A 21,684-nucleotide genomic window follows, 5' to 3' on the forward strand; every position below is an offset into this window, starting at 1 on the left:
TTCGGCCACAATTCATCCGCCCGCAACCGTTACGCGGGTCTTAATTCCACCATTGCGTAACCAAAAGGTAACCGGCTGCCACAAAAACAACCAGCGATCCGGAAAAAGCGGCGAAACCCCGACGGCGGTCGGAAAATACCTGGCCGACCACGGCGGCCACCGTGAGCCCGATATGCCAGGCCAGCATCCCCGTTCCCGGCCCCGGAAACCCTCGGCGCCCGCCCATGAACTCGGCCCCGACGAGCACCGCGGTCAGGACCACCAGACCGCCCGCAACAATTCCGCTCAATGCGCGCAACAGCCTCATACCCCTACTCCACAATCCCCTACCCCACGATGTCCGCGGTGAGTCACAGCGTCGCCTCGCTGAAGCTCGGCGCCACCGGGCGCGAGGCGCGCTGTGTCAATGGCTCGCTCATGGCACGACCACCGGCACCCCGGTCGCCAGGCCCACCAGTTTCTCGAATTGGTCCGGAGCCGTAGTGAACTCGCCGAGCGATATGGTCTTGTTGGCGCCGTGGTAGTCCGACGAGCCGGTGGTGATCAGGCCCAGCTCGGCGGCCAGCCCGCCCAATATCGCGCGGTCGGCCTCGCTGTGATCGGGATGGTCGACCTCCAGCCCGCCCAGGCCGGCGTCGGCCAGCTCACGGATGTGGCCGATGTCCAGCAGCCGCCCCCGCTTCCGGGCCCGGGCGTGCGCCACCACGGGGACTCCGCCCGCGGCACAGACCATCTCGATCGCGCGCCGCAGCGGCGTATCGGCCTTCTCGACGTAGTAGCGCCCGCGCGGGGCCAGCAGATCGACGAACGCCGCGTCCACCGTCGGCACCACGCCGGCGGACACCAGGGCCCGCGCCAGATGCGGGCGGCCGGCCGACGGACCGGCCGAGGCCAGCACCTCGTCCGGATCCACCGGCAGCCCGTCGGCCGCCATCCGCTCGGCCATGGCGCGGACCCGCTCCACCCGCTCGGCGCGCAGCCGCTCCCGCTCCCGGGCGAACGCCCGATCGGCGGGATCGAACAGATAGGCCAGCAGATGCACCGCGACCGGCCAGCCATCTTCCCCGGGCCCCACGCACGACATCTCCATGCCGCGCACCAACGTCGTGTCGCCCGGCCTGGCGGCGACGGCGTCGGCCCAGCCGGCGGTGGTGTCGTGGTCTGTTATCGCGACGACGTCCAGCCCCGCCGCGGCCGCCTTGCGGACCAGTTCGGCGGGGGTGTCGGTGCCGTCGGAGGCGGTGGAGTGGGTATGCAGGTCGATGCGCACCCTGTCCATCTTGCCCAACGGCCGTGCTCGCCCGGCGATCAGCGTGCGGCGCCGCGATGGCCGCGCACCCTCGGACGGGGCGACTAGCATCCAGTCAATGCCGCCGATTCCACCGCTGCCGTCGTTCCGCGGACGGGGCAGATCCGCCGCCCGGGCGCTGCCCCGGATCCCGGTCCCAACCGCGCGCGCCGTCGTCGACTGCGGGGTCTATCTCGACGGCCACCGGCTACCCGGCCGATTCACCCCCGCCGAGGGACTCGCCGAGGTCCGAGAGCGCGACGCCGGCTTCGTGTGGGTCGGACTGCACGCCCCCGACGAGTTCCAGATGGCCGAGATGGCCCACACGTTCGGGCTGCACGAGCTCGCGGTCGAGGATGCCGTGCAGGCCCATCAGCGCCCGAAACTGGAGCGCTACGACGACGACATATTCCTGGTGCTGCGCACCGTGAAATATGTCGAGCACGATCTGCACGCGACCAGCGAGATCGTCGAGACCGGCGAGATCATGGTCTTCCTCGGCGGCGACTTCGTGGTCACCGTGCGGCACGGCGAGCACACCGGGTTGACCGGCGTGCGGCGCGAGCTGGAGGCCACCCCGCAACAGCTGGCATTCGGCCCGGCAGCCGTGCTGCACGCCGTCGCCGACCATGTCGTCGACTCGTACATCTCGGTGACGCAGGAGGTCGAGGCCGATGTCGAGGAGATGGAGGAGGAGGTGTTCACGCCGCGCAGCCGCCTCGCCGTGGAATCCATCTATCAGCTCAAACGCGAGGTGGTCGAGCTACGCCGTGCTGTCAACCCGCTGTCGCTGCCCCTGCAGATGCTGTCGCGCGGCACGGATCTGTCGCTGCCGAAGGAGGTTCGGCGCTATCTGCGCGACGTCGCGGACCATCACACCGCGGTCGCCGAGCGCATCAGCGACTTCGACGAATCGCTGAGCGCGCTGATCAACGCGGCGCTGGCCAAGGTGACCGTGCAGCAGAACACCGATATGCGCAAGATCTCCGCGTGGGTGGCGATCGCGGCCGTGCCGACGATGACCGCCGGCATCTACGGCATGAACTTCGACCACATGCCCGAACTGCACTGGACCTTCGGCTATCCGCTGGTGTTGCTGGTCATCCTGGTGATCTGCGGCGGGCTGCTGATCGCGTTGCGCCGCAACAACTGGCTGTAGGCGGGACCGTCCCGGAGCGCACGCCGCGCGGCCCGGCCACACACGCCGGAACGACGGGTGCCGCTGTCCCACCCGCGGATGGCGCTGCCGCACACGCGCGTAACGGGTCGAACTCCCGCGTGACCGACGGGAGTCGTTGCGCTGTCGACGGGAGTCGTTGCGCTACAGGCTCGCTGCGCCGCGGTGGGGGTCGCGCGTGTCGATACCGGCCTCGGACCAGGCGGTCCGCAGGGCGTCCGCGCCGCGCACGCGCGTCCACGCCGCCTCCGTCGCGGTGATCGGCGCCACCGACAGGAAGCGCACGGGCTCGGCGGGTTCCGGCAGCGCGACCTCCGGCAGCTCCGACGGGCCCAGCAGCGCCGCGGTGAACGGCGCGTTGTGCCACAGCGGTTCCCCCAGATCCAGCAGCGCGTTCTCCTGCAGCACAACGCCTTCCACCGCGGGCGACGCGATCAGCACGCCGAGCCCGCGGGGCAGGCCGGCCTGTGCCCCCACACCGGCGCGCAGCGTCAGCACCAGCTCCGCACGCGGGCCCCGCAGCGGATCGGCCAGCTCGGCGGTGGGATCGGTCATCGGATGGCGTCCCCCGCCGAGCGTCACGTAGTGCACGAACTCGTCGCCGGGAATGCGCAGGATCTCGATCGGCTCCAGCCCCAGGAACGTCACCGACGCCGAATCCCAGCGCGACTCGTCGAATTTCTCCCCGTTGCGGGGCACGCCGAAGTGTCCGAGCGCGGCGGCTCGGACCGGGCCGAGAACGTCCATCGGCTACAGCGCCAGCTTGGCCAGCATGTCCCGGGCCTGCTCGGCGGCCTTCGGCTCGCACAGCACGTCGTACCGGCCGGCCACCAGCTGCATCGTGGAGGCGAAATCACGCTGCCCGCGGGTGGCGGCGTACGGAATCGAGGTCGAGATGACGCCGAAGATGACGCCGCCGACCAGGCCGACGACCAGCGGGCCGAGCGCGCCGCCGGTGGTGAACAGGCTCAGCAGCAGGCCCAGGAACAGGCCCAGCCAGGCGCCCGACACCATGCCCCCGCCGATCACCTTGCTCCAGGTCAGCCGGTAGAGCACCCGCTCGACCTGCATCAGATCGACGCCGACGATGGTCACGTTCTCCACTGGGAACTGGTTGTCGGCCAGGTAGTCGACCGCCTTCTGCGCCTCGGCGTAGGTCGGATACGACCCGACCGGCCACCCCGACGGTGGCGTCGGCAGGCCCGGCCGGTTGCGGTTCGCGTTTCCCAACGGGTTGGTCATGTCCCCCATCATGCTAGGCGCGTCCGCGTTATGCGCCCACCGAGTCCGGCAAATCACCCGCGTGTCCATCGGGGACGACCGCGGACCGGGCAGGTTCGGCCCGCCGGAACCGACCGGCCGGTGCGCTCAGTCCTCCGGCGCGGGCGGTACGAAACGGGTGCCGCGCCGCATGCCGGCCGCACGCCCCTTGTCCGCGATGACCTGCGCCATCTTCGCGCTCGCCTCGTCGATCATCTCGTCGCCGAGCATCGCCGCCCCGCGCGCGCCGCCCTCGACCGAGGTATGGAAGGCGTAGGCGTCCAGGATCTCCTCGGCACGGTCGTAGTCGGCCTGGCGCGGCGAGAAGATCTCGTTGGCGGCCTCGATCTGGTTCGGGTGCAGCACCCACTTGCCGTCGAAACCGAGTGCGGCCGTGCGGTTCGCCGCGCGGCGGAAGCCGTCCGGATCCCGCACCTGCAGGTACGGCCCGTCGATCGCCTGCAGGCCGTGGGCACGGGCGGTGAGCAGGATCGTCATCAGGATGTGGTGGTACGCGTCGCCGGTGTCGTAGCCCTCCGGCTGCTCGCCCACCACCAGCGTGCGCATATTGATACTGGCCATGAAGTCGGCGGGCCCGAACACCAGCGTCTGCACGCGCGAACTCGCCGTGGCGATCTCGTCGATGGCGCGCAGCCCCTGGGCGTTCTCGATCTGCGGTTCGATCACGATCCGGCCCACCTCGAGCCCGCCGGACTTCTCGAGCTGGGTCAGCAGCAGATCCAGCGCCCGCACCTGCCCGGCATCGACCACCTTGGGCAGCAGGATCGCATCCAGTTCGGCGCCCGCGCCGTCGACCACCGAGATCACGTCGGCGTAGGTCCACTGCGTGGTCCAGTCGTTGACCCGGACCACCCTGATCTGGTCGCCCCAGCCGGGTTCGTTGAGCGCCGCCACGATGTTCGCCCGCGCGGTCGCCTTCGCGGCGGGGGCCACCGCATCCTCGAGATCCAGGAACACCTCGTCGGCCGGCAGGCTCTTGGCCTTCTCGATCATCTTGGGGTTGCTCCCGGGAACGGCGAGCACCGAGCGCCGGGACGGGGTGAGCCCGGTACGGCGAGTTGACATGCGCGGCTCCTGATGTTCGTGTTTCCGGCGCTACACCGCATAGCCTGGCCACATGGCAGCGACGAGGGTTTTCGCCGCCCGGCTGGCCGGCCTGGTGGTGCTGGGTCCGGACGGCGAGTCTATCGGCCGCGTCCGCGACGCGGTCATCTCCGTCCGTTACGACCGCCAGCAGCCCCGGGTACTCGGCCTGCTCGTGGAATTGCCCACGCGCAAACGGATTTTCGTGCCGATGCTGCGCGTGACCGCGATCGAACCGGGTTCGGTGAATCTCAGCACCGGCACCGTCAGCCTGCGCCGCTTCGAGCAACGCCCGGGCGAAATGCTCGCGCTGGCGCAGATTCTCGACTCCAAGGTCGGGGTGGACGACCCGGAACTGCCCGATCTGCACGGTGCCGACCTGTTCGTCGTGGATCTCGGCGTCGAGCAGACCCGCACCCGCGACTGGGTGGTGTCCCGGGTGGCGGTGCGCGGACATCGGCGCCTGGCGCGCCGGCGCGCAGTGCACGTCGTGAACTGGACCCATGTGCGCGGGCTGACCCAGCAGGAACTGAACCTGCCCGGCCAGAGCGTCGTCGCCCTGCTGGAGCAGTACGAGGGCCTGCGCCCCGCCGATGTGGCGCACATGCTGCGCGAGTTGCCGAAGAAGCGGCGGATCGAACTGGCCCGGGCGCTGGACGACGAGCGGCTGGCCGATGTGGTGCAGGAGCTGCCGGAGACCGATCAGCTGGAGGTCGTCAAGCAGCTGGGCGTCGAACGCGCGGCCGACGTCCTCGAGGCGATGGATCCCGACGACGCCGCCGACCTGCTCGGCGAGCTGCCGACCGGGGAGGCGGAGGCGCTGCTGTCGCTGATGGATCCGGAGGAGTCCGAGCCGGTCCGCCGCCTGCTCGAGTATTCGCCCTACACCGCCGGCGGCATGATGACGCCGGCGCCGGTGGTGCTCACCCCGGCCGCCACCGTCGCCGAGGCGCTGGCCCGGGTGCGCGATCCGGACCTGACCCCGGCGCTGGCCTCGATGGTGTTCGTGGTGCGGCCGCCGACCGCCACCCCGACCGGCCGCTATCTGGGCTGCGTGCACATCCAGCAGTTGCTGCGGGAGCCTCCGGCGAGCCTGGTCGGCGGCATAGTCGACAAGAATCTGGGGCGGCTGCGGCCGGACCATCCGCTGACCGCGGTGACCCGCTACTTCGCCACCTACAACCTGGTCTGCGGCCCGGTGGTGGACGAGCAGAACCACCTGCTCGGCGCGGTGAGCGTGGACGACCTCCTCGATCACCTGCTGCCCGAGGACTGGCGCGAACAGGACGAGGAGTACGCGACCGGCCCGATCGCCGTCACGCCGCCGGAGCGGGTGGAAGGAGGACGCTCATGACCGACCGCAGCGACAAGCCGCGCGGGCGGCTGGAGACTCCGGTCGAGAATCGGCTCCGGTTCGATTTCGACGCCGAGGCGATGGCCCGCACCAGCGAGCAGATCGCCCGGTTCCTCGGCACCGGACGCTATCTGATGCTGCAGACGATCATCGTCGTGGTATGGGTCGTGCTCAACGTCTTCGCCGTGCGACTGCGCTGGGATCCCTACCCGTTCATCCTGCTCAACCTGGCCTTCTCCACCCAGGCCGCCTATGCCGCGCCGCTGATCCTGCTGGCCCAGAACCGGCAGGACAACCGCGATCGCGTCTCACTCGAGGAGGATCGCGCCCGCGCCCTGCAGACCAAGGCCGATACCGAGTTCCTGGCCCGGGAGCTGGCGGCCCTGCGCATCGCGGTCGGTGAGGTCGCCACGCGCGACTATCTTCGGCGGGAGCTGGAAGACATCAAGGACGCCCTGGCGCGCCTGGAGCTGAATGCCCCTCTGAACGGTGAAGATTCTGTTCCGTCGGCTAAATCGAGGAAGAGTACCGACAAGAAGAGGGGTCGAGTACCCATTTCGCCACAAATCGATGGTGACTGACCGCAAATATCGATAACAACAAGCTGACCGACGGGTAACCTGGATCACGTTGCGGGTTGTGGCTGGCCCAGACAGCTCGGTCTGGTCAGCCACCGAATGGCTACTGAGGGGACTGGTGTGCCGATGCGAATGTCTGGACCTATCACCGTATCGGCGTTGGTGGTTGCGGGGTTGATGGCTTCGGGATCTACGGCGCACTCGCCGGTCCGCACCAGCGCACCCAAGGCGGCGGATGCCCAGCTGACGGCGTCGACGGCGGCGGCCGACCCGGCGAGCGCCCCGGCCGACCAGACGGCCGGGCTGGTTCCCGCCGCGCCCGAACAGCCGCGCAGACTCCGCGCGATGACCCCACCGGCCGACGGCGCCCCGCCGTTCGCCGGCACCGTCCCGCTGCGCGATATCGCGCTACCGGGCGGTGGCGCGCTGGGCATTCCGGAGGTCGTGCTCGCGGCTTATCGCAACGCCGAACTGGCCATGCAGTCCTCCGCCCCCGCCTGCGGGGTGAGCTGGCATCTGCTGGCGGGCATCGGCCGCATCGAATCCGGGCACGCCCGCAACGGCCACACCGACGCCGCCGGCACCACGGTCGGCACCATCTACGGCCCGTCCCTGGACGGCACGCTGCCCGGCAACGAGATCATCAAGGCCGCCGACGGCGGATTCGTCCGCGCCGTCGGGCCGATGCAGTTCCTGCCCGGCACCTGGTCGCACTACGCCACCGACGGCAACGGCGACGGCGTCTCGGATCCGAACAACGTCTTCGACGCCACCCTCGGCGCCGCCAAGTACCTGTGCTCGGGCGGCCTGGATCTGCGCGATCCGCAGCAGGAGCTGCGCTCGGTGCTGCGCTACAACAATTCGCTGTCCTACGCGGCCACCGTGCTGAGCTGGTCGCGCGCCTACCAGACCGGCGGTTCGCCGACACAGGTCACCATCTCCCCCGACCTGATCCCGCCGGGCAGCATGCAGGCGCCCTCCGGTCCGGACATCGTCGCGGTCAACTCCACCTATCCGGGCGCGTCCGCGGCACCGCCGCCGCCGGAGACCGCGGCCGCCACGGTCCAGCCGCCGACCGAGGTCCAGACCCAGACCCAGGCCGTGCCGCCCACCCAGGTGATGATCAACATCCCGGGCCTGCCACCGATCCCGTGCGGCATCTTCTGCCCGCCGCCTCCGCCGCAGCCGTGCGGTCCGGCGGCGGTTCCGGCGCCGATGCCGATGCCCATGCAGCCGGGCGCGCCGGTGGGGCAGCCGTGGGCGCCCGGCGATCCGGCGCGGGCGGCCGGGAACCCGGATCCGCGTGCCGCGCAGCCGAATCCGGCCGCCTGCGGCCAGCCGCAGGCGCAGCCCGGCCAGCCGCCGGCACCCGCGCCCGTCGCACCGGCCCCGGCACCCGAGGCCGCGGCGCCCGAACAGCAGCAGGCCGAGGCCCCGGCGCCCGAACCGGCACCGGCGGAGCCGACCCAGCAGGCAACCCAGGCCCCGCCGCCGGCACCGGCGATCACGCTGCCCTTCGGCATCACGATCCCGCTGCCCCCGCCGCCGGCGTAACGCCCGTTCGGCGGCCAAACCGAAGATCCGATCACGAAGGGGTAACGAAAAGGTCTCGGGTGCGGTAATCTGATCTCGTTGTGTCACGAAAAGCTCACAGCGAGCACTGGAGGGCCACCGCACGTGGGACGTCACCGCAAACAGCCGGCTAGGAATGTTGGCCGCGGATCCGTTATCGCACTGACCGGACTCGTCCCCGCTGGGGTCGTCGCCGTGAGCGCGGCCTCGGCAGCGGAGGTGAACACCGCCGAGCACGCGACATTGACTGCGCTACAGCAGGATCCGGACGAACCGGTCGAAAGTACCGGCCAGCCCACCGATCCGGACGGAACCTTCAAGGCGGCCAAGCATCCCGGGCCGCCCATCGTGAAGACCGTCGCGCAGCCCGACGGCCGGGCTCCGGCCGATCTGCCGGCCGGGCCGCTGGGGTTGCCCGGCATCGCGCAGGCCGCCTACCGGAACGCCGAACGCGTTCTGGCACAGGAGGACCCGACCTGCCACATGCCGTGGTCGGTACTGGCCGGCATCGGACAGGTGGAATCGAAGCACGCCTACGGGAAGGCCGACGCCAAGGGCTACCCGATCGACCCGATCTACGGCCCGGTGCTGGACGGCAGCCTGGGCGGCAATCAGGTGGTGCACGCGACCGACGGCGAGCTGGACGGCGGCATGTCGTCCTACACCCGCGCCGTGGGGCCGATGCAGTTCCTGCCCGAGACCTGGCGCAAACACGCGGCGGACGGCGACGGCGACGGCATCTCCGACCCGCAGAACCTGTTCGACGCCGCCCTCACCGCCGGCAAGTACCTGTGCCACGGCGGGCTGGACATGAACGATCTGGGCCAGCAGTCCAAGGCCATCATGCGCTACAACAACTCGATGGCCTACGTGGCCAATGTGATGGCGTGGGAGGTCGCCTACCGCACCGGCGTCGCACCGAGTCAGGGGCAGCTCCCCCGGATCTGACCACCCGGCACCGGGCGGGCATGCCGGTCGGTGTCCGAGCCGTAGTTAGACTCGGCGTTATGCCAGTGGTTACGGAATCGGATGTGCGGGCCGCCCTCGCGACAGTGAACGACCCGGAGATCCGCAAGCCGATCACCGAGCTGGACATGGTCAAGAGCGTCACGGTCGGCACCGACAGCAGCGTGCACGTCGTCATCTACCTGACCACGGCGGCCTGCCCGCTGCGCACCACGCTGACCGACTCGGTGACCAAGGCCGTCGCCGACGTGCCCGGTGTCGGTGGTATCAGCGTCGATCTCGATGTGATGTCCGACGAGCAGCGCACCGAGTTGCGCAAGAAGCTGCGCGGCGATTCGGCCGAACCGGTCATCCCGTTCGCCCAGCCCGGCTCGCTGACCAGGGTGTATGCGGTGGCCTCCGGTAAGGGCGGGGTCGGAAAGTCCAGCGTGACAGTGAATCTGGCGGCGGCGCTCGCCGAACGCGGGCTCTCGGTGGGCGTGCTGGACGCCGACATCTACGGCCATTCGGTGCCGCGCATGCTCGGCACCGATCAGCGCCCCACCCAGGTGGAGCGGATGATCATGCCGCCGGTCGCGCACGACGTGAAGGTCATCTCGATCGCCATGTTCACCCAGGGCAATACGCCCGTGGTGTGGCGCGGGCCGATGCTGCACCGCGCGCTGCAACAGTTCCTCGCCGACGTCTTCTGGGGCGATCTCGACGTGCTGCTGCTGGACCTGCCGCCCGGCACCGGCGACGTCGCCATCTCGATCGCCCAGCTGATCCCGAACGCCGAGATCCTGGTCGTCACCACTCCGCAGGCGGCCGCCGCCGAGGTGGCCGAGCGTGCCGGCGCGATCGCCCTGCAGACCCGCCAGCGGATCGCCGGCGTGGTGGAGAACATGTCCTGGCTCGACCTGCCCGACGGCAGCCGGATGGAGCTGTACGGCTCGGGCGGCGGCCAGGCGGTCGCCGAGCGCCTCACCCGCGCCGTCGGCGCCGACGTCCCCCTGCTCGGCCAGATCCCCATCACCCAGGAGGTCCGCGAGTCCGGCGACGAGGGCACCCCCATCGTCCTGCGCAACCCCGCCGACCCCGCCGCACAGGCCCTGAACGGAGTAGCCGACAAGCTGGCGGTCCGCCGCCGCGGTTTGGCAGGCATGTCGCTGGGCATCGACACCACCCGGCACGGGTAGCGGCACACCCTCGTTCGCTGCGGCCGTGTAGCCACGAGCGGCGGCTCGCCGGCCCCGACGCGGATACCGGAACGTCGCCCGCCGGGCGACCGGTGCCGCGCCGGCACTGATTTCGTTGTCATGACCGTCGTCGGAACGCATCACCGAGTGAAGGAGCGCCAATCGCTGCACGTGTCCCAGAAAGCGTCGGAGTTGCAGATGCGCATTCTCGCGTGATCGGTATGCACGGCGGCGGGGTCCCACACCACCTGGTTCCACGTCTTGTCCTTGTCCACCGGGTTGCGGAACTCGTTCGGTGAGTACCCTTCGACCGCTACCTCCAGATACACCTCCTGGTCATTATTCGACGTGTCATCCGAAGTGCCGCTGAATACGAACCCTCCGTGATTCGATCCCGGAGCGGCGAAGTACACCGATCCCGAGAACTTCCCGCCGTCGACCACTATCTCGACCGCCTGCTGGGCCGCCGGATCTCCGGGTTCGGCCCCGGCCGTCGAAGCCGGTGGGCCACCGGCCTTTCCGTCCGGGGGCGAACCCTCGTCTCCCGGCTGCGCGCTTGCCAGCGGCGCCGCCGCGATCAGGAGAGCGCACAATCCCGTCGTCGCAAGCGTCAACTTGCCGATCGGCTCTTTCAACATTCTTGACCTCCTCGATTGCTCGACTGGCTAGCACAAGGAATCTCGGGATCACCGCCCCCGTACATGGGATTTGTACGCCGACCGGACCGGAAACGTCCGATTGCGATATTCCCCCGCAATTTCCCTGTGCCTCGACGTTCGCATCTCGGCGCTACCGGTACCAGCCGCCGAATTTCGTGCCATCGATGGTGTGGGCAGATGAGATCGGCCGGAACACGGGAGCGGAGCCACGCCACCCATGGAAACGAAAACCGCTGTCCCACTTTCAGAATAGTTCCGAATGCGATACACGTCCCCGGCACACTCCCGCGCAGCCGACCGGTGGCTGCGCGTGGCGAATGCCGCCGTCGTCGTTCGGGCGACTGTTGCCGATGGCGCATCGCCGGATCGGCGTGTGGACCGAGGCCGCGTCCGACGCCGCTTACCCCGTGCCGTTCTCGATGAGCCGGACAGCCAGGGCTTGATCGACCGGTCGCGAGCGCGATCGACGCGGCCATCGCGGAATGCCCTGCAGGACATCGGAGATGCCGCAACGAACCGTCGGCACGACCCACGTCGTGCCCCGAGCACGGGCCTGGTGATCGTTAAGGGACTGCCAAGCCGTTGGTGCCAGTCTGCTGTCGACACGGAAACCCCGCGGGCCCCGGTCGGGAAATGGAACACTTCTCTCAGTGCTGTTGTCGCACCGCCGATTTCCCCGACCACCCGGCCCCGCCCCGACACCATTGGAGAACCCATGAACTCCAGCAGCAACAGCAGTGCGGGCGTCGGCGCTCTGGTCTGCGGCATCCTGGCATTCTTCGTCTGCGGCATCATCCTCGGCCCGGTCGCCATCCATCTCGGCAGCCAGAGCGACAGCGGTATGGCCAAGGCCGGCAAGATACTCGGCATCGTCGCCGTGGTCCTGTGGGTGATCGGCATCGTGATCGGCCTGGCGTCGGCCGGCTGACCCCGGCAGGAGTCGCGAGCGGGCAATGATGCTGTGACACGCCGAGGCTTTCCGTACCCGATGTACGCTCGGCGTGGGTTCGCCGTCGGGGTACCGGGCTAGAGGATGGTCCAGGTCGTGTAGGAGCCGGAGCGGAGGCCTTCTATGCGGCGCAACACTTCTCGTGCGCTTGCCGAGCCCGGGGTCGACTTGTAGGCGTTGGTGGTGATCATGCGGAGTTCGCGCAGGTCGCGTAGCCAGCGGTAGCCGGGCCAGTCGCGGATATCGAAACCGTAGGCGTGGCAGAAGGTGTCGTACTCGGCGGGTTCGTGGGCGAAGCGGCGGCAGTGGACCTCGATCGTCACCAGGTCCCATTCCGGGCGGCCGATCGCCACGCTCTCCCAGTCGCATAGCACGCCACGATCGGATGCGTTGTTCCACAGAGTGTTCCGGTGGTGAGCATCGCCGTGGATGAGGCCCTCGGGGAGCGGGAAGGAGATCGTGTCGCGCTGGGCGGCCAGCCGGTTGCGCTCGGCGCGCAGCAGGCGGCGGTCGCTGGGCGGCAGGATCGTGTTGGCGTCGATGGCGTATCCGATGCGCGCGAAGGTGTCGGCGAGATGGTTCGTAGGCAGCCACTGCGCCGGACGGTGATGCAGCCGGTGCAGCCGGGACAGCGGCTCGGCCAAATCGGCCGCGACGATCTCGCGCCGCTGCGGCAGATAGCGCCAGAAGGTGACCGCGCAGCCGTCGATCTCGAGCGGCTGCACCGCGTCCGCCAGCGGCACCACCGGTACATCGCGGGCGCGCAGCCAGCGCACCAGCGCGACCACATCGAGCGCCGCCGAGCCATCGGACGGCCGGTCGATCTTCACCACGATCGGCTCGCTCACCAGGCGGTACACGGCATTGGTGTGGTGGCGTATCAGTTCCACCCCGGTGGCGTCGAAACCGCTTCGGCGGCAAGCCTTTTCGAGAATCCAGCGGGTACGCTCGGGGGTGAACTCACCGACGACCGCGCGATCGACCGCCGACGCCGTGGTCATCGCGGCTCACCCGCCCCGGCCGCCATCAACCGGCGCAGCTCGCCGACCGTCCGCCGGCCGCGGCCGGGCTCGGGTATCGCGTCGACGACCGCCGCCGCCCGGGTCATCACGATCGTGGTGCGGTGCTCCGGCGGCAGCGTGGTCAGTACCCGGGTGGCCAGCTCGCAGGCCTCGTCGACGGCGCCGTCCAGGGCGTGGCAGATCGCCGCGTCCAGCTCGATCAGCGCGGGATCGACCACGATGCCGGGGCTGCCGCGATACAGCCGCAGTCCCCGTTCCTGCGCGCTGCGGGCCTCGGCGGTCCGGCCGAGATTGGTCAGGGTGCCGGATTGGTAGAGCAGCAAACGCTTTTCGCTGAACCGGAACGCCTCGTCGGATACCGCGTCGCCGAGCGCGTCGATGTGCTGCCGGGCGCGGGTCAGCGCCAGGTCGGCGCCGTCGGCATCGCCGAGCCGGGCCAGCGCCCGCGCCTCCGCGGCGGCCGCCAGCGCGGTCGCGTCGTCGGCGGTCTCCGGCAATTGCGCCTGGGCCGAGCGGGCCAGCATCACTGCCTGTTCGGGGCTGCCATAGTAATACGGCAGCATCGCGTGCTGGGCCCGCACGCGCGCCCGCAGCCGCCGGTTGGCGGTGTCGTCGGCGGCCATCCGCGCAGTGCCGTACCAGTAGTTGGCGCGCTCGCTCTGGCCGAGCTTCATCAGCGCGTCGGCGATCAGCAGCCCCAGTACGGCGGTGACCTCGGACAGCCGGGACTGCACCGCCGCCGGCTGGCGCTGGGTCGAAATCGACTGCACCTCCAGCAGATCCGGCAACACGGTGGACAACACCTCCGTCGGCGGGGTGCGGGTGTAGGCGAGCACCCGGCCGGCCGCCCGCTCCTCCATCAGATCCACCATGGCGGTGCCGATGGTGCTGGCGGCCAGGGTGCGATCGATGACCGTGCGGGCCTCGTCGAGCCGGGACATCAGGGCGACGTCGTATCCGGCCGACGGCTCCGCCTGTACCGACACCGCCGCCCGGCGGGTCGGCGAGCGGCGGGAGCCCAGCGCCTGCTCACCCTCCGCGAGGATCTGCTCGAACCGCTCCCGCACCTCGGCCCCGACCTGCACCAGCAGCGTGTCCAGCAGCTCCTGGGTGAGCGGGCGCGGCGTCACCGAACTCAGGCCGGCGCGCCAGTTGGCCACCGTCGTCATCTCCACGCCGAGATGAGCGGCGAACTCCCGCACCGACTTCCGGGTCGCCTCCTGCAAGGCGACGGCCTCGAATCCGGTCCAGGGCCGACCCAACACCATTGTTAACTCCCTGTTTCGCGCCCGTGTGCCAACAGTAAGCCAACACCAACGCCAACGGTGCGCGATTTCGCAACGGACCGAATACGACGAAAGTTGAAGGCGCACCCGGTGCCGAAGCGATAAATCCTTCGCACTACGAACCCGAACCGCGGGCGGCGATCCTGAGACCCACGGTTTTCGCGGCACCGGGTGCACCACACCCGGTCTCGCACTGGATGCACCCGCACCCCGTGCCGAACCGGACGCACCCGGTACCGCACCGGGCGCACCGCACTCAGGCCGGACCGAACGCACCGGTGCCGGACCGGGTGCACCACACCAGTGCCGGGACCGGCCGCCGCACCCAGCGCCGGACCGGCCGCACCGCACCCCAAGTGGGAGGTACCACCATGAACGCACCGTCCTCGGATATCCGAGACAGGTGGCTGATGGACAGCCGCGACTGCGCACACGAGCCCACGGATCTGACCTACGACCGGGCCCGGTTCATCCTCGCCGTACACGCCGGGCACGGCGGCAGGTGCCGGCAGTATCTGGCGGCCTCGGCCTACTGCTTCCGCCGCACCGGGGAGAGATGAGCGGGCCGTCGGCACTCACCGCGCGCCGGCCCGGCTCCGGGGAAGCGGGCCGGCGCCGGCGTCCGCGCGGCACCGTCGGGGGTGTCGAACCTGTCGGGGCCGCCGCATATCCTCGTGCGTATGCTCACGCTGCTGTTGTACGTGCTGATCGTCGGCCTGGTGGCCGCGCTGCTGTTCCTGGTGGCGAGTGCCGTGTTCGGGCGCGGGGAGGAACTGGGGCCGCTTCCGGAGGGCACCACGGCCACCGTGCTGCCGGCCGGCGGCATCCACGGCGCCGATGTGCGATCGTTGCGCTTCCAGCAGGTGTTCCGCGGCTACAAGGCAGGTGAGGTCGACTGGGCGCTGACCCGCCTGGCGGCCCGCATCGACGAGTTGGAGGGGCAACTGGCCGAGGCGCACGGTGAGCCGTCCGGCCATCCGGTCCGGACACCCGAGGCGGCACCGTCGCAGAGCCGGGCCCCCAGCCCGGCCCCCTCGTCCGCCGCACACCAGGGCCAGACGTGGTCACCCAACGGCCGCACCGATACCCGAGCGTGGCCCGATCCCTTCGCACAGCCCGGCATCCCGCCCGACCCGTGGACCACGGGTGCCCGAGCCCCACACGCACCTACGACCGAACCCACCGCGCCACCGGCCGCGTCGAGCACCGAGCCGGCCACACATCCCGCCCCGTCCCTGGCCGCGGAGACGTCCGGCCACACCGCGGCGGACCCCTCAGGCCACCCTGCGGCGGCAGACCTGGGCCGGACCACGGCGAAGCATCCGGGGCACACCGCGGAGTATCCAGGCCACACCATCGCCGATATCCCCGGCCACACCGCTGACGACCCCAACCACAGCACAGCGGAGAATCCCAGCCCCATCGCAACCGGAAGCCCGGACTACACCCTCACCGAGAACGTCGGCCGCACCCCAACGGAAGACTCGGGGCGTTCCACGGCGAGTAAGGCGTACCGCTCCGCCACGGACTACGCGGGCCGCGTCACGACCGACGCACCAGGACACCCCACCACGGAAGACGCGCACCGCAATACCACCGGAAAGCCGGGCAGCGCGGCAACAGAAGATTCGGGCCGGAGCACGACGAACCCGGAGCACGCGGGGACCGAAGATTCGGGCTGGGTGGCTACCGGGCCGACCGTCCCGACGTGGCGCGAACCTGCTTCCGGTACGGGATCCGACGCCACGGCGACAGGTGGTTCTCCCCCGGCCGAGACACCGACCCCGCAGGTGCAGCCGCCCCGGTCCCTGCCGGGCGACGAGCGTCCCGGCGATCGACAGGCGGAGCAGTGAGCGCTCCGCCGCAGATCACGGCCACCGATGGGAAGGTACGGTGCGGCTGGTCGGAGTCGTCGCAGCTCTATCGTGACTATCACGACGAGGAGTGGGGCCGCCCGCTGCACGGCGACGACGCGCTGTTCGAGCGGATGTGCCTCGAGGCGTTCCAGTCGGGTCTGTCCTGGATCACCATCCTGCGTAAGCGGCCGGCGTTCCGGGCGGCCTTCGACGGATTCACCATCGATCGAGTCGCCGAGTACACTGCGGCCGACGCCGAGCGCCTGCTGTCCGATCCCGGCATCGTGCGCAATCGCGCCAAGATCGACGCCTGCATCGCCAACGCCAGAGTTGCCCAGCAGCTTGCGCCGGGGCTGGACGAGCTGCTCTGGTCCTTCGCGCCGGCCCCGCGCCCGCGACCGCGCGCGCTCGCCGACGTTCCCGCCACCACTCCCGAATCGGTCGCTCTCGCAAAGGAACTCAAGCGCCGCGGATTCCGCTTCGTGGGCCCGACGACGGCATACGCCCTGATGCAAGCGACCGGCATGGTCAATGATCATCTGGCCGATTGCTGGGTCGATGTGCGCGGGTGAACACGCGCCACGGCGGTCGGTTTTCGAACTCAGGTACCCGCCCAGTTCCGTGATGAGGAAGAATAGTCGTGGCGTAGCCCCGCGACCACGGCCAGTCCGTGCACTCGGGCTACCTGTTGGTGACAACACGAGTTCCAAGAAAGTGCGCAGCAGACCGCGCGGATCTGGAGGGAGCAGAGGATGGCGGCCATGAAGCCCCGCACCGGGGACGGTCCCCTCGAGGCAACCAAGGAAGGGCGTGGAATCGTCATGCGGGTTCCACTCGAGGGTGGCGGGCGTCTGGTCGTCGAGCTCACGCCGGAGGAGGCCGCGGCCCTCGGTAAAGAGCTCACCGAAGTCACCAGTTAACCGCTCGCTCGATCCATGCCGGTGAACCCGGCGCGAGCGGACCCGCACCTGCCGCTCGCCGCGATCGCCCGGCTGCTGGCCTGCCCCGAATGCGGAGCGGCCATGGCCCTCGACGACCGCTCGCTGTCCTGTGCCCGGCGGCATGCCTTCGATCTGGCCCGCCAGGGATACGTCAGCCTGCTGACCGGTGCGTCGACCAAGATGACCGGCGATACCGCCGACATGCTGGACGCACGCGCCGCCTTCCAGCGTGCCCGTTATTTCGGACCGATCGCCGACGCCGTGACGGCCGCGGTCACCTCCACCACTCCCGCGCGCGCAATCCTCGAGATCGGCGCCGGAACCGGCTATTACCTGGCCGAGACGCTCGACGCCGCGCCGGAGGCGCACGGAATCGCGGTGGACGTGTCGAAACCCGCCGCCCGGCGCTGCGCCCGCGCGCACCCGCGCGCCGCCTCGGTCCTGGCCGATGCCTGGCGCGGCCTGCCCGTACGTGACGATGCGCTGACCCACGTGCTGTCGGTGTTCGCCCCTCGCAACCCGGAAGAAGTGGCCCGGGTGCTCGCCCCCGGCGGGGTGTTCGTGATCGCCACCCCGACACCGCGCCACCTGTCCGAACTGATCACCCCGCTCGGCATGGTGAGCGTCGACGCGGCCAAGGACGACCGGCTCACCGCCGCCCTGTCCGGCCACTTCACCGCGATCGACCGCACCCCCGTCGAATACACCATGACCCTCGACCACACCGCGATCACGAACGTGGCGGCCATGGGCCCGTCTGCCCACCACGCGGCCACCGAGCGCACCGGCCGGATAGCTACCCTCCCGGATGAAATGCAGGTGACAGCATCGGTCACCGTGACGACCTATCGGGCGCGATAGACGCAAACCACCGCCCGACGTGGCACCCTACGTCTGTGAAGTCGAAGACGAGTGTGTACCTCGAAGCCGAGCAGGCCGCCCGTCTCGAGAGCGTCACGGAGGCAACCGGCAGATCCAAGTCCGATCTCATTCGCGAGGGCATCGATCTCATGTTGCTGCGGTCGTCGTGCCGACGGCGGACCCGGCCGTGGCCCTCGTTCGATTCCGGGGATCCCGAATTCGCAGCCACCGCAGGCTGGTCACCGGACGAAGCCCAGGGGCAGTGAACTTCTTCATCGCCGCTGCCTGCCGGGATATCAGCCCTTGCGGAGGTGGTCGTAGAGGTCGACGGTCTGGGCGGCGATCCGGGACCAATCGAATTCGGCGATGGCGCGGGCGCGGCCGGCGGCGCCCAGTGAATCGGCGAACAGCCGGTCGCCGGCGATCGCGTTGACCGCGCGGGCCAGCGCCGACTCGAACTCCTCGGGCGCGTCGCCGTCGTAGTGCACGAGGCGGCCGGTGGTGCCGTCGGCGACCACCTCCGGGATACCGCCCACGTCCGAGGCCACCACCGCGGTGCCGCAGGCCATCGCCTCCAGGTTCACGATGCCCAGCGGCTCGTAGACCGACGGGCACACGAATACCGTTGCCGCCGAGAGAATCTGGCGGACCTGCTCGGTGGGCAGCATATCCCGCACCCAGAACACGCCGCCGCGGGCACGGGCCAGCTCCGTCACCGCCGCCGCGACCTCGGCCTCCAGCTGCGGGGTGTCGGGCGCGCCCGCGCACAGCACCAGTTGGAGGTTGGGATCGAACCGCCGGGCCGCGGCCAGCAGGTGCGCGACACCCTTCTGCCGGGTGATCCGCCCGACGAAGGCGACGATCGGCGCGTCGGTGCGCACGCCCAGCTCGGCGAGCACATCGCGGGCATCGTCCACCGGACCACCCGGACGCCAGGTGTGCGCGTCGATGCCGTTGTGCACCACGTGAACTCGTTCGGGATCGACGGTCGGATAGGCGTCGAGCACATCGCGGCGCATGCCCTCGCTGACCGCGACGACCGCGTCGGCGTACTCCATCGCATTGCGCTCCGACCACGACGACAACCGGTAGCCGCCGCCCAGCTGCTCGGCCTTCCACGGCCGGCGCGGTTCGAGCGAATGCGCGGTCAGCACGTGCGGAATCCCGTAGAGCGTGGCGGCCAGATGCCCGGCCAGCCCCGTGTACCAGGTGTGCGAGTGCACCACGTCCACCGCGCCGACCGCATCGGCCATGCGCAGCTGCGCCGACATCATCTGCAGCGCCGAATTGGCCGCGTACAGCATCGGATCCGGTTGGTGCACCACGGCATCCGTGCGCGCCACGCCCATACAGTGCACGGTGACCTCGCACAGCCGCCGCAGCTGCGGCACGAGATGAGCGACGTGCACCCCCGCGCCGCCATACACCTCGGGCGGGTATTCGCGAGTCACCATCGCCACCCGCAGCCGGTCGGCCCGCTGCGATTCGACCGGCTCCCGCCCGTTCCCGGCCTCCCGCCGAGCAGACGGCCCGCTCACAGTAGTCCCACGCGATGTGGACGACTCGCTCGCCGACCCACGCGACACAGACGACTCACTCGCCAACCCACGCGACACAGACAGCTCACTCGCCAACCCACGCGACACAGACAGCTCACTCGCCAACCCACGCGACACAGACAGCTCACTCGCCAACCCACGCGACACAGACAGCTCACTCGCCGACCCACGCGGCGGTGCGGACAGCTTGCTCGCGGGTCGGGGCGGTGTGGACGGTTGGCTCGCGGACTCGCGCGGTGTGGACGATTCGCTCTCGGGATCGCGCGGTGTCGAGGGTTCGCTCGCAGGCTCGCGCGGCACGGATGGCTCGCTCTCGGCGCCGAAGCTCACCCGGTCCAACCTAATCGTTCACCTCCGTGGTGACCACTCCGTCGGCTCGTCGGCGGTAAGTTGGGCCTGTGAGGAGCCAGCCGCACGTACTCGGGATCGTGCTCGCCGGTGGTGAGGGCAAGCGACTCTTCCCGCTCACCCAGGACCGCGCCAAGCCCGCGGTCCCGTTCGGTGGCGCGTACCGGCTCATCGACTTCGTCCTGTCCAATCTGGTCAACGCCGGCTACCTGCGGATCTGCGTGCTCACCCAGTACAAGTCGCATTCGCTGGACCGGCACATCTCGCAGACCTGGCGGCTGTCGGGCTTCGGCGGCGAGTACATCACCCCGGTACCGGCCCAGCAGCGGCTGGGCCCGCGCTGGTATACCGGCAGCGCCGACGCGATCATGCAGTCGCTGAACCTGATCTACGACGAGGCCCCCGACTACATCGTGGTGTTCGGCGCCGACCACGTGTACCGGATGGATCCCGAGCAGATGGTGACTCACCACATCGATACCGGCGCCGGTGTCACGGTGGCCGGGATCCGGGTGCCGCGCAGCGAGGCCGGCTCGTTCGGCTGCATCGACTCCGACGAGGCCGGGCGGATCACCCAGTTCCTGGAGAAGCCCGTCCATCCGCCAGGCACCCCCGACGATCCGAACGTGACCTTCGCGTCCATGGGCAACTACGTGTTCAGCACCAAGGCGCTGGTGGACGCGATCCGCGCCGATGCCGACAATGCCGACTCCGATCACGATATGGGCGGCGACATCATCCCGTCGCTCGTCGGCAAGGGCGAGGCCGCCGTCTACGACTTCGCGAGCAACGACGTGCCCGGCTCCACCGACCGCGACCGCGGCTACTGGCGCGACGTGGGCACCATCGACGCGTTCTACGACGCGCACATGGATCTGGTGTCGGTGCACCCGATCTTCAATCTCTACAACAAGCACTGGCCGATCCGCGGCGCGGCGGAGAACCTGCCGCCGGCCAAGTTCGCGCAGGGCGGGCTGGCGCAGGAGTCGATCGTCGGCGCCGGCAGCATCCTGTCGGCGGCCACCGTGCGCAATTCGGTGCTCTCGTCCAATGTGTTCGTCGAGGACGGCGCCACCGTGGAGGGCAGCGTGCTGATGCCGGGCGTGCGGGTCGGCCGCGGCGCGGTGGTGCGGCGCGCGATCCTGGACAAGAACGTCATGGTCGGCGAGGGCGAGATCATCGGCGTCGACGGGGACCGCGACCGCGACCGGTTCGCCGTCAGCAACGGCGGCGTGGTCACCGTCGGCAAGGGCGTATGGGTCTGACCCGGCGACGCCGGGTGCTCAGCGCGGCACCGGTGCGGGCGCCGGCGCCGTCGCCGTGCAGAAGGGCGAGCACGAGCCGTGGGTGATCGCCGGGGCCTTGGAAGGATCGTCCACGTCGCTCCCGTTGACCAGCAACAGCACCAGCAACGCGACGAAAACCAGCAAGCCCAGCATCACGAGCGCCAGCACCAGCCAGCTCCGTGGCGCGACTTCGATGAATACCGCGCGTCCGAATACCACCCCACGCCTCCAGCGCTAGCGAAACACCTACTCCCTCAATCCTATCGGTCGACGCAACCGCACCGCCCGACAACGCGAGCCGATTCCCACCGAGAACGCCGTCCGCACTGATCACGAGACTGTGCCGAGCCCTGCGGATCGGGGATCACACCCGTCGCGTGGGCCGCACGGCCGTGCGAGCCGTCGCCCCGGCGCCGACCAGGTGCCGACGTTCCAAGGCC

At 69.9% G+C, this 21,684-nt stretch carries 23 protein-coding genes and 1 pseudogene; 14 read left to right on the forward strand and 10 right to left on the reverse strand.

The window, feature by feature from the left end; genetic code table 11:
* Window positions 1-40: 40 nt before the first annotated feature.
* A complete protein-coding gene (locus D892_RS0103675; protein ID WP_024799953.1) occupies window positions 41-307 on the reverse strand; it encodes a hypothetical protein in 267 nt (88 codons plus the stop codon).
* Window positions 308-415: 108 nt separating this feature from the next.
* Window positions 416-1,270: a PHP domain-containing protein gene (locus tag D892_RS0103680; RefSeq protein ID WP_024799954.1), complete on the reverse strand. Its 855-nt coding sequence runs from the start codon at window positions 1,268-1,270 to the stop codon at window positions 416-418.
* A gap of 97 nt (window positions 1,271-1,367) precedes the next feature.
* On the opposite strand from D892_RS0103680, the gene D892_RS0103685 reads away from it, so the two are divergent.
* On the forward strand, window positions 1,368-2,447 hold the full coding sequence (locus D892_RS0103685; RefSeq protein WP_024799955.1) for a magnesium and cobalt transport protein CorA: 1,080 nt from the start codon (window positions 1,368-1,370) through the stop codon (window positions 2,445-2,447).
* Window positions 2,448-2,609: 162 nt separating this feature from the next.
* Here D892_RS0103685 and D892_RS0103690 read toward each other — a convergent pair whose 3' ends face one another.
* The 3 genes from D892_RS0103690 to D892_RS0103700 all read right to left on the reverse strand — a co-directional run bounded on the left by D892_RS0103690 (window position 2,610) and on the right by D892_RS0103700 (window position 4,811).
* The gene (locus D892_RS0103690) at window positions 2,610-3,212 is read right to left on the reverse strand and encodes a suppressor of fused domain protein (RefSeq protein WP_024799956.1); all 603 of its coding nucleotides are present in this window, start codon (window positions 3,210-3,212) and stop codon (window positions 2,610-2,612) included.
* A 3-nt stretch (window positions 3,213-3,215) separates the two neighbouring features.
* Window positions 3,216-3,707, reverse strand: coding sequence for a general stress protein (locus D892_RS0103695; protein ID WP_024799957.1), 492 nt, complete (start codon window positions 3,705-3,707; stop codon window positions 3,216-3,218).
* 126 nt (window positions 3,708-3,833) lie between these two features.
* Window positions 3,834-4,811, reverse strand: a complete 978-nt coding sequence (locus D892_RS0103700) for a CoA ester lyase (RefSeq protein ID WP_036566709.1) — start codon at window positions 4,809-4,811, stop codon at window positions 3,834-3,836.
* A 52-nt stretch (window positions 4,812-4,863) separates the two neighbouring features.
* On the opposite strand from D892_RS0103700, the gene D892_RS0103705 reads away from it, so the two are divergent.
* The 5 genes from D892_RS0103705 (at window position 4,864) to D892_RS0103725 (ending at window position 10,477) form a co-directional block, all read left to right on the forward strand.
* Window positions 4,864-6,183 (forward strand): magnesium transporter MgtE N-terminal domain-containing protein, encoded by a 1,320-nt coding sequence (locus D892_RS0103705; protein WP_024799959.1) that lies wholly within the window; start codon window positions 4,864-4,866, stop codon window positions 6,181-6,183.
* Entirely contained in the window at window positions 6,180-6,764 is a 585-nt protein-coding gene (locus tag D892_RS0103710; protein ID WP_024799960.1) for a DUF1003 domain-containing protein, read from the forward strand. The genes D892_RS0103705 and D892_RS0103710 overlap by 4 nt, the downstream gene beginning before the upstream one ends.
* A gap of 174 nt (window positions 6,765-6,938) precedes the next feature.
* Window positions 6,939-8,315, forward strand: a complete 1,377-nt coding sequence (locus D892_RS0103715; RefSeq protein WP_232235967.1) for a lytic transglycosylase domain-containing protein — start codon at window positions 6,939-6,941, stop codon at window positions 8,313-8,315.
* A gap of 123 nt (window positions 8,316-8,438) precedes the next feature.
* On the forward strand, window positions 8,439-9,281 hold the full coding sequence (locus D892_RS0103720; RefSeq protein ID WP_024799962.1) for a lytic transglycosylase domain-containing protein: 843 nt from the start codon (window positions 8,439-8,441) through the stop codon (window positions 9,279-9,281).
* A gap of 59 nt (window positions 9,282-9,340) precedes the next feature.
* Window positions 9,341-10,477 carry an Mrp/NBP35 family ATP-binding protein gene (locus D892_RS0103725; protein WP_024799963.1) on the forward strand — a complete coding sequence of 379 codons (1,137 nt, stop codon included), beginning with the start codon at window positions 9,341-9,343 and terminating at the stop codon, window positions 10,475-10,477.
* Window positions 10,478-10,617: 140 nt separating this feature from the next.
* Here D892_RS0103725 and D892_RS43430 read toward each other — a convergent pair whose 3' ends face one another.
* Window positions 10,618-11,115 carry a hypothetical protein gene (locus tag D892_RS43430; RefSeq protein ID WP_024799964.1) on the reverse strand — a complete coding sequence of 166 codons (498 nt, stop codon included), beginning with the start codon at window positions 11,113-11,115 and terminating at the stop codon, window positions 10,618-10,620.
* A gap of 736 nt (window positions 11,116-11,851) precedes the next feature.
* Here D892_RS43430 and D892_RS0103740 point away from each other — a divergent pair.
* Window positions 11,852-12,064, forward strand: coding sequence for a hypothetical protein (locus D892_RS0103740; protein ID WP_024799965.1), 213 nt, complete (start codon window positions 11,852-11,854; stop codon window positions 12,062-12,064).
* A gap of 98 nt (window positions 12,065-12,162) precedes the next feature.
* Here the strand turns inward: D892_RS0103740 and D892_RS0103745 are convergent, their stop codons facing one another.
* Both D892_RS0103745 and D892_RS40300 read right to left on the reverse strand, forming a co-directional pair.
* On the reverse strand, window positions 12,163-13,086 hold the full coding sequence (locus D892_RS0103745; RefSeq protein ID WP_024799966.1) for a phosphotransferase family protein: 924 nt from the start codon (window positions 13,084-13,086) through the stop codon (window positions 12,163-12,165).
* The gene (locus tag D892_RS40300; RefSeq protein WP_024799967.1) at window positions 13,083-14,375 is read right to left on the reverse strand and encodes a hypothetical protein; all 1,293 of its coding nucleotides are present in this window, start codon (window positions 14,373-14,375) and stop codon (window positions 13,083-13,085) included. The genes D892_RS0103745 and D892_RS40300 overlap by 4 nt, the downstream gene beginning before the upstream one ends.
* 389 nt (window positions 14,376-14,764) lie before the next feature.
* Between D892_RS40300 and D892_RS46350 the strand changes: the two genes are divergently transcribed.
* The 6 genes and pseudogenes from D892_RS46350 to D892_RS0103780 all read left to right on the forward strand — a co-directional run bounded on the left by D892_RS46350 (window position 14,765) and on the right by D892_RS0103780 (window position 18,317).
* Window positions 14,765-14,953, forward strand: a complete 189-nt coding sequence (locus D892_RS46350; RefSeq protein ID WP_156959364.1) for a hypothetical protein — start codon at window positions 14,765-14,767, stop codon at window positions 14,951-14,953.
* A gap of 120 nt (window positions 14,954-15,073) precedes the next feature.
* Window positions 15,074-15,359: pseudogene (locus tag D892_RS40305) on the forward strand (DivIVA domain-containing protein); the annotation flags it as partial.
* An 883-nt stretch (window positions 15,360-16,242) separates the two neighbouring features.
* Window positions 16,243-16,821, forward strand: a complete 579-nt coding sequence (locus D892_RS40310; protein WP_369801728.1) for a DNA-3-methyladenine glycosylase I — start codon at window positions 16,243-16,245, stop codon at window positions 16,819-16,821.
* Window positions 16,822-17,001: 180 nt separating this feature from the next.
* Entirely contained in the window at window positions 17,002-17,169 is a 168-nt protein-coding gene (locus D892_RS44810; protein WP_019929283.1) for a DUF3117 domain-containing protein, read from the forward strand.
* Between the two features lie 15 nt (window positions 17,170-17,184).
* On the forward strand, window positions 17,185-18,051 hold the full coding sequence (locus D892_RS0103775; protein WP_051498980.1) for a putative RNA methyltransferase: 867 nt from the start codon (window positions 17,185-17,187) through the stop codon (window positions 18,049-18,051).
* A gap of 35 nt (window positions 18,052-18,086) precedes the next feature.
* Entirely contained in the window at window positions 18,087-18,317 is a 231-nt protein-coding gene (locus tag D892_RS0103780; protein WP_198036823.1) for a ribbon-helix-helix domain-containing protein, read from the forward strand.
* 30 nt (window positions 18,318-18,347) lie between these two features.
* Here the strand turns inward: D892_RS0103780 and glgA are convergent, their stop codons facing one another.
* Entirely contained in the window at window positions 18,348-19,517 is a 1,170-nt protein-coding gene (gene glgA / locus D892_RS0103785) for a glycogen synthase (protein WP_024799972.1), read from the reverse strand.
* Window positions 19,518-20,008: 491 nt separating this feature from the next.
* Here glgA and glgC point away from each other — a divergent pair, with 491 nt between their 5' ends.
* Entirely contained in the window at window positions 20,009-21,223 is a 1,215-nt protein-coding gene (gene glgC, locus D892_RS0103790) for a glucose-1-phosphate adenylyltransferase (protein WP_024799973.1), read from the forward strand.
* Between the two features lie 18 nt (window positions 21,224-21,241).
* Here glgC and D892_RS0103795 read toward each other — a convergent pair whose 3' ends face one another.
* Window positions 21,242-21,463: a hypothetical protein gene (locus D892_RS0103795; RefSeq protein WP_024799974.1), complete on the reverse strand. Its 222-nt coding sequence runs from the start codon at window positions 21,461-21,463 to the stop codon at window positions 21,242-21,244.
* Between the last annotated feature and the right edge of the window lie 221 nt (window positions 21,464-21,684).

This window comes from Nocardia sp. BMG51109 (assembly GCF_000526215.1).
Lineage (GTDB): Bacteria > Actinomycetota > Actinomycetes > Mycobacteriales > Mycobacteriaceae > Nocardia.

What these genes read in the sequence shown, in the direction of transcription:
- D892_RS0103745 (WP_024799966.1), bottom strand. Translation starts at nt 13,086, where the DNA reads ATGACCACGGCGTCGGCGGTCGATCGCGCGGTCGTCGGTGAGTTCACC.
- D892_RS0103710 (WP_024799960.1), top strand. Translation starts at nt 6,180, where the DNA reads ATGACCGACCGCAGCGACAAGCCGCGCGGGCGGCTGGAGACTCCGGTC.
- D892_RS0103705 (WP_024799959.1), top strand. Translation starts at nt 4,864, where the DNA reads ATGGCAGCGACGAGGGTTTTCGCCGCCCGGCTGGCCGGCCTGGTGGTG.
- D892_RS0103740 (WP_024799965.1), top strand. Translation starts at nt 11,852, where the DNA reads ATGAACTCCAGCAGCAACAGCAGTGCGGGCGTCGGCGCTCTGGTCTGC.
- D892_RS0103690 (WP_024799956.1), bottom strand. Translation starts at nt 3,212, where the DNA reads ATGGACGTTCTCGGCCCGGTCCGAGCCGCCGCGCTCGGACACTTCGGC.
- D892_RS0103695 (WP_024799957.1), bottom strand. Translation starts at nt 3,707, where the DNA reads ATGACCAACCCGTTGGGAAACGCGAACCGCAACCGGCCGGGCCTGCCG.
- D892_RS43430 (WP_024799964.1), bottom strand. Translation starts at nt 11,115, where the DNA reads ATGTTGAAAGAGCCGATCGGCAAGTTGACGCTTGCGACGACGGGATTG.
- D892_RS0103725 (WP_024799963.1), top strand. Translation starts at nt 9,341, where the DNA reads ATGCCAGTGGTTACGGAATCGGATGTGCGGGCCGCCCTCGCGACAGTG.
- D892_RS40300 (WP_024799967.1), bottom strand. Translation starts at nt 14,375, where the DNA reads ATGGTGTTGGGTCGGCCCTGGACCGGATTCGAGGCCGTCGCCTTGCAG.
- D892_RS0103685 (WP_024799955.1), top strand. Translation starts at nt 1,368, where the DNA reads ATGCCGCCGATTCCACCGCTGCCGTCGTTCCGCGGACGGGGCAGATCC.
- D892_RS0103775 (WP_051498980.1), top strand. Translation starts at nt 17,185, where the DNA reads ATGCCGGTGAACCCGGCGCGAGCGGACCCGCACCTGCCGCTCGCCGCG.
- D892_RS0103715 (WP_232235967.1), top strand. Translation starts at nt 6,939, where the DNA reads ATGGCTTCGGGATCTACGGCGCACTCGCCGGTCCGCACCAGCGCACCC.
- D892_RS44810 (WP_019929283.1), top strand. Translation starts at nt 17,002, where the DNA reads ATGGCGGCCATGAAGCCCCGCACCGGGGACGGTCCCCTCGAGGCAACC.
- D892_RS0103700 (WP_036566709.1), bottom strand. Translation starts at nt 4,811, where the DNA reads ATGTCAACTCGCCGTACCGGGCTCACCCCGTCCCGGCGCTCGGTGCTC.
- D892_RS0103675 (WP_024799953.1), bottom strand. Translation starts at nt 307, where the DNA reads ATGAGGCTGTTGCGCGCATTGAGCGGAATTGTTGCGGGCGGTCTGGTG.
- D892_RS46350 (WP_156959364.1), top strand. Translation starts at nt 14,765, where the DNA reads ATGAACGCACCGTCCTCGGATATCCGAGACAGGTGGCTGATGGACAGC.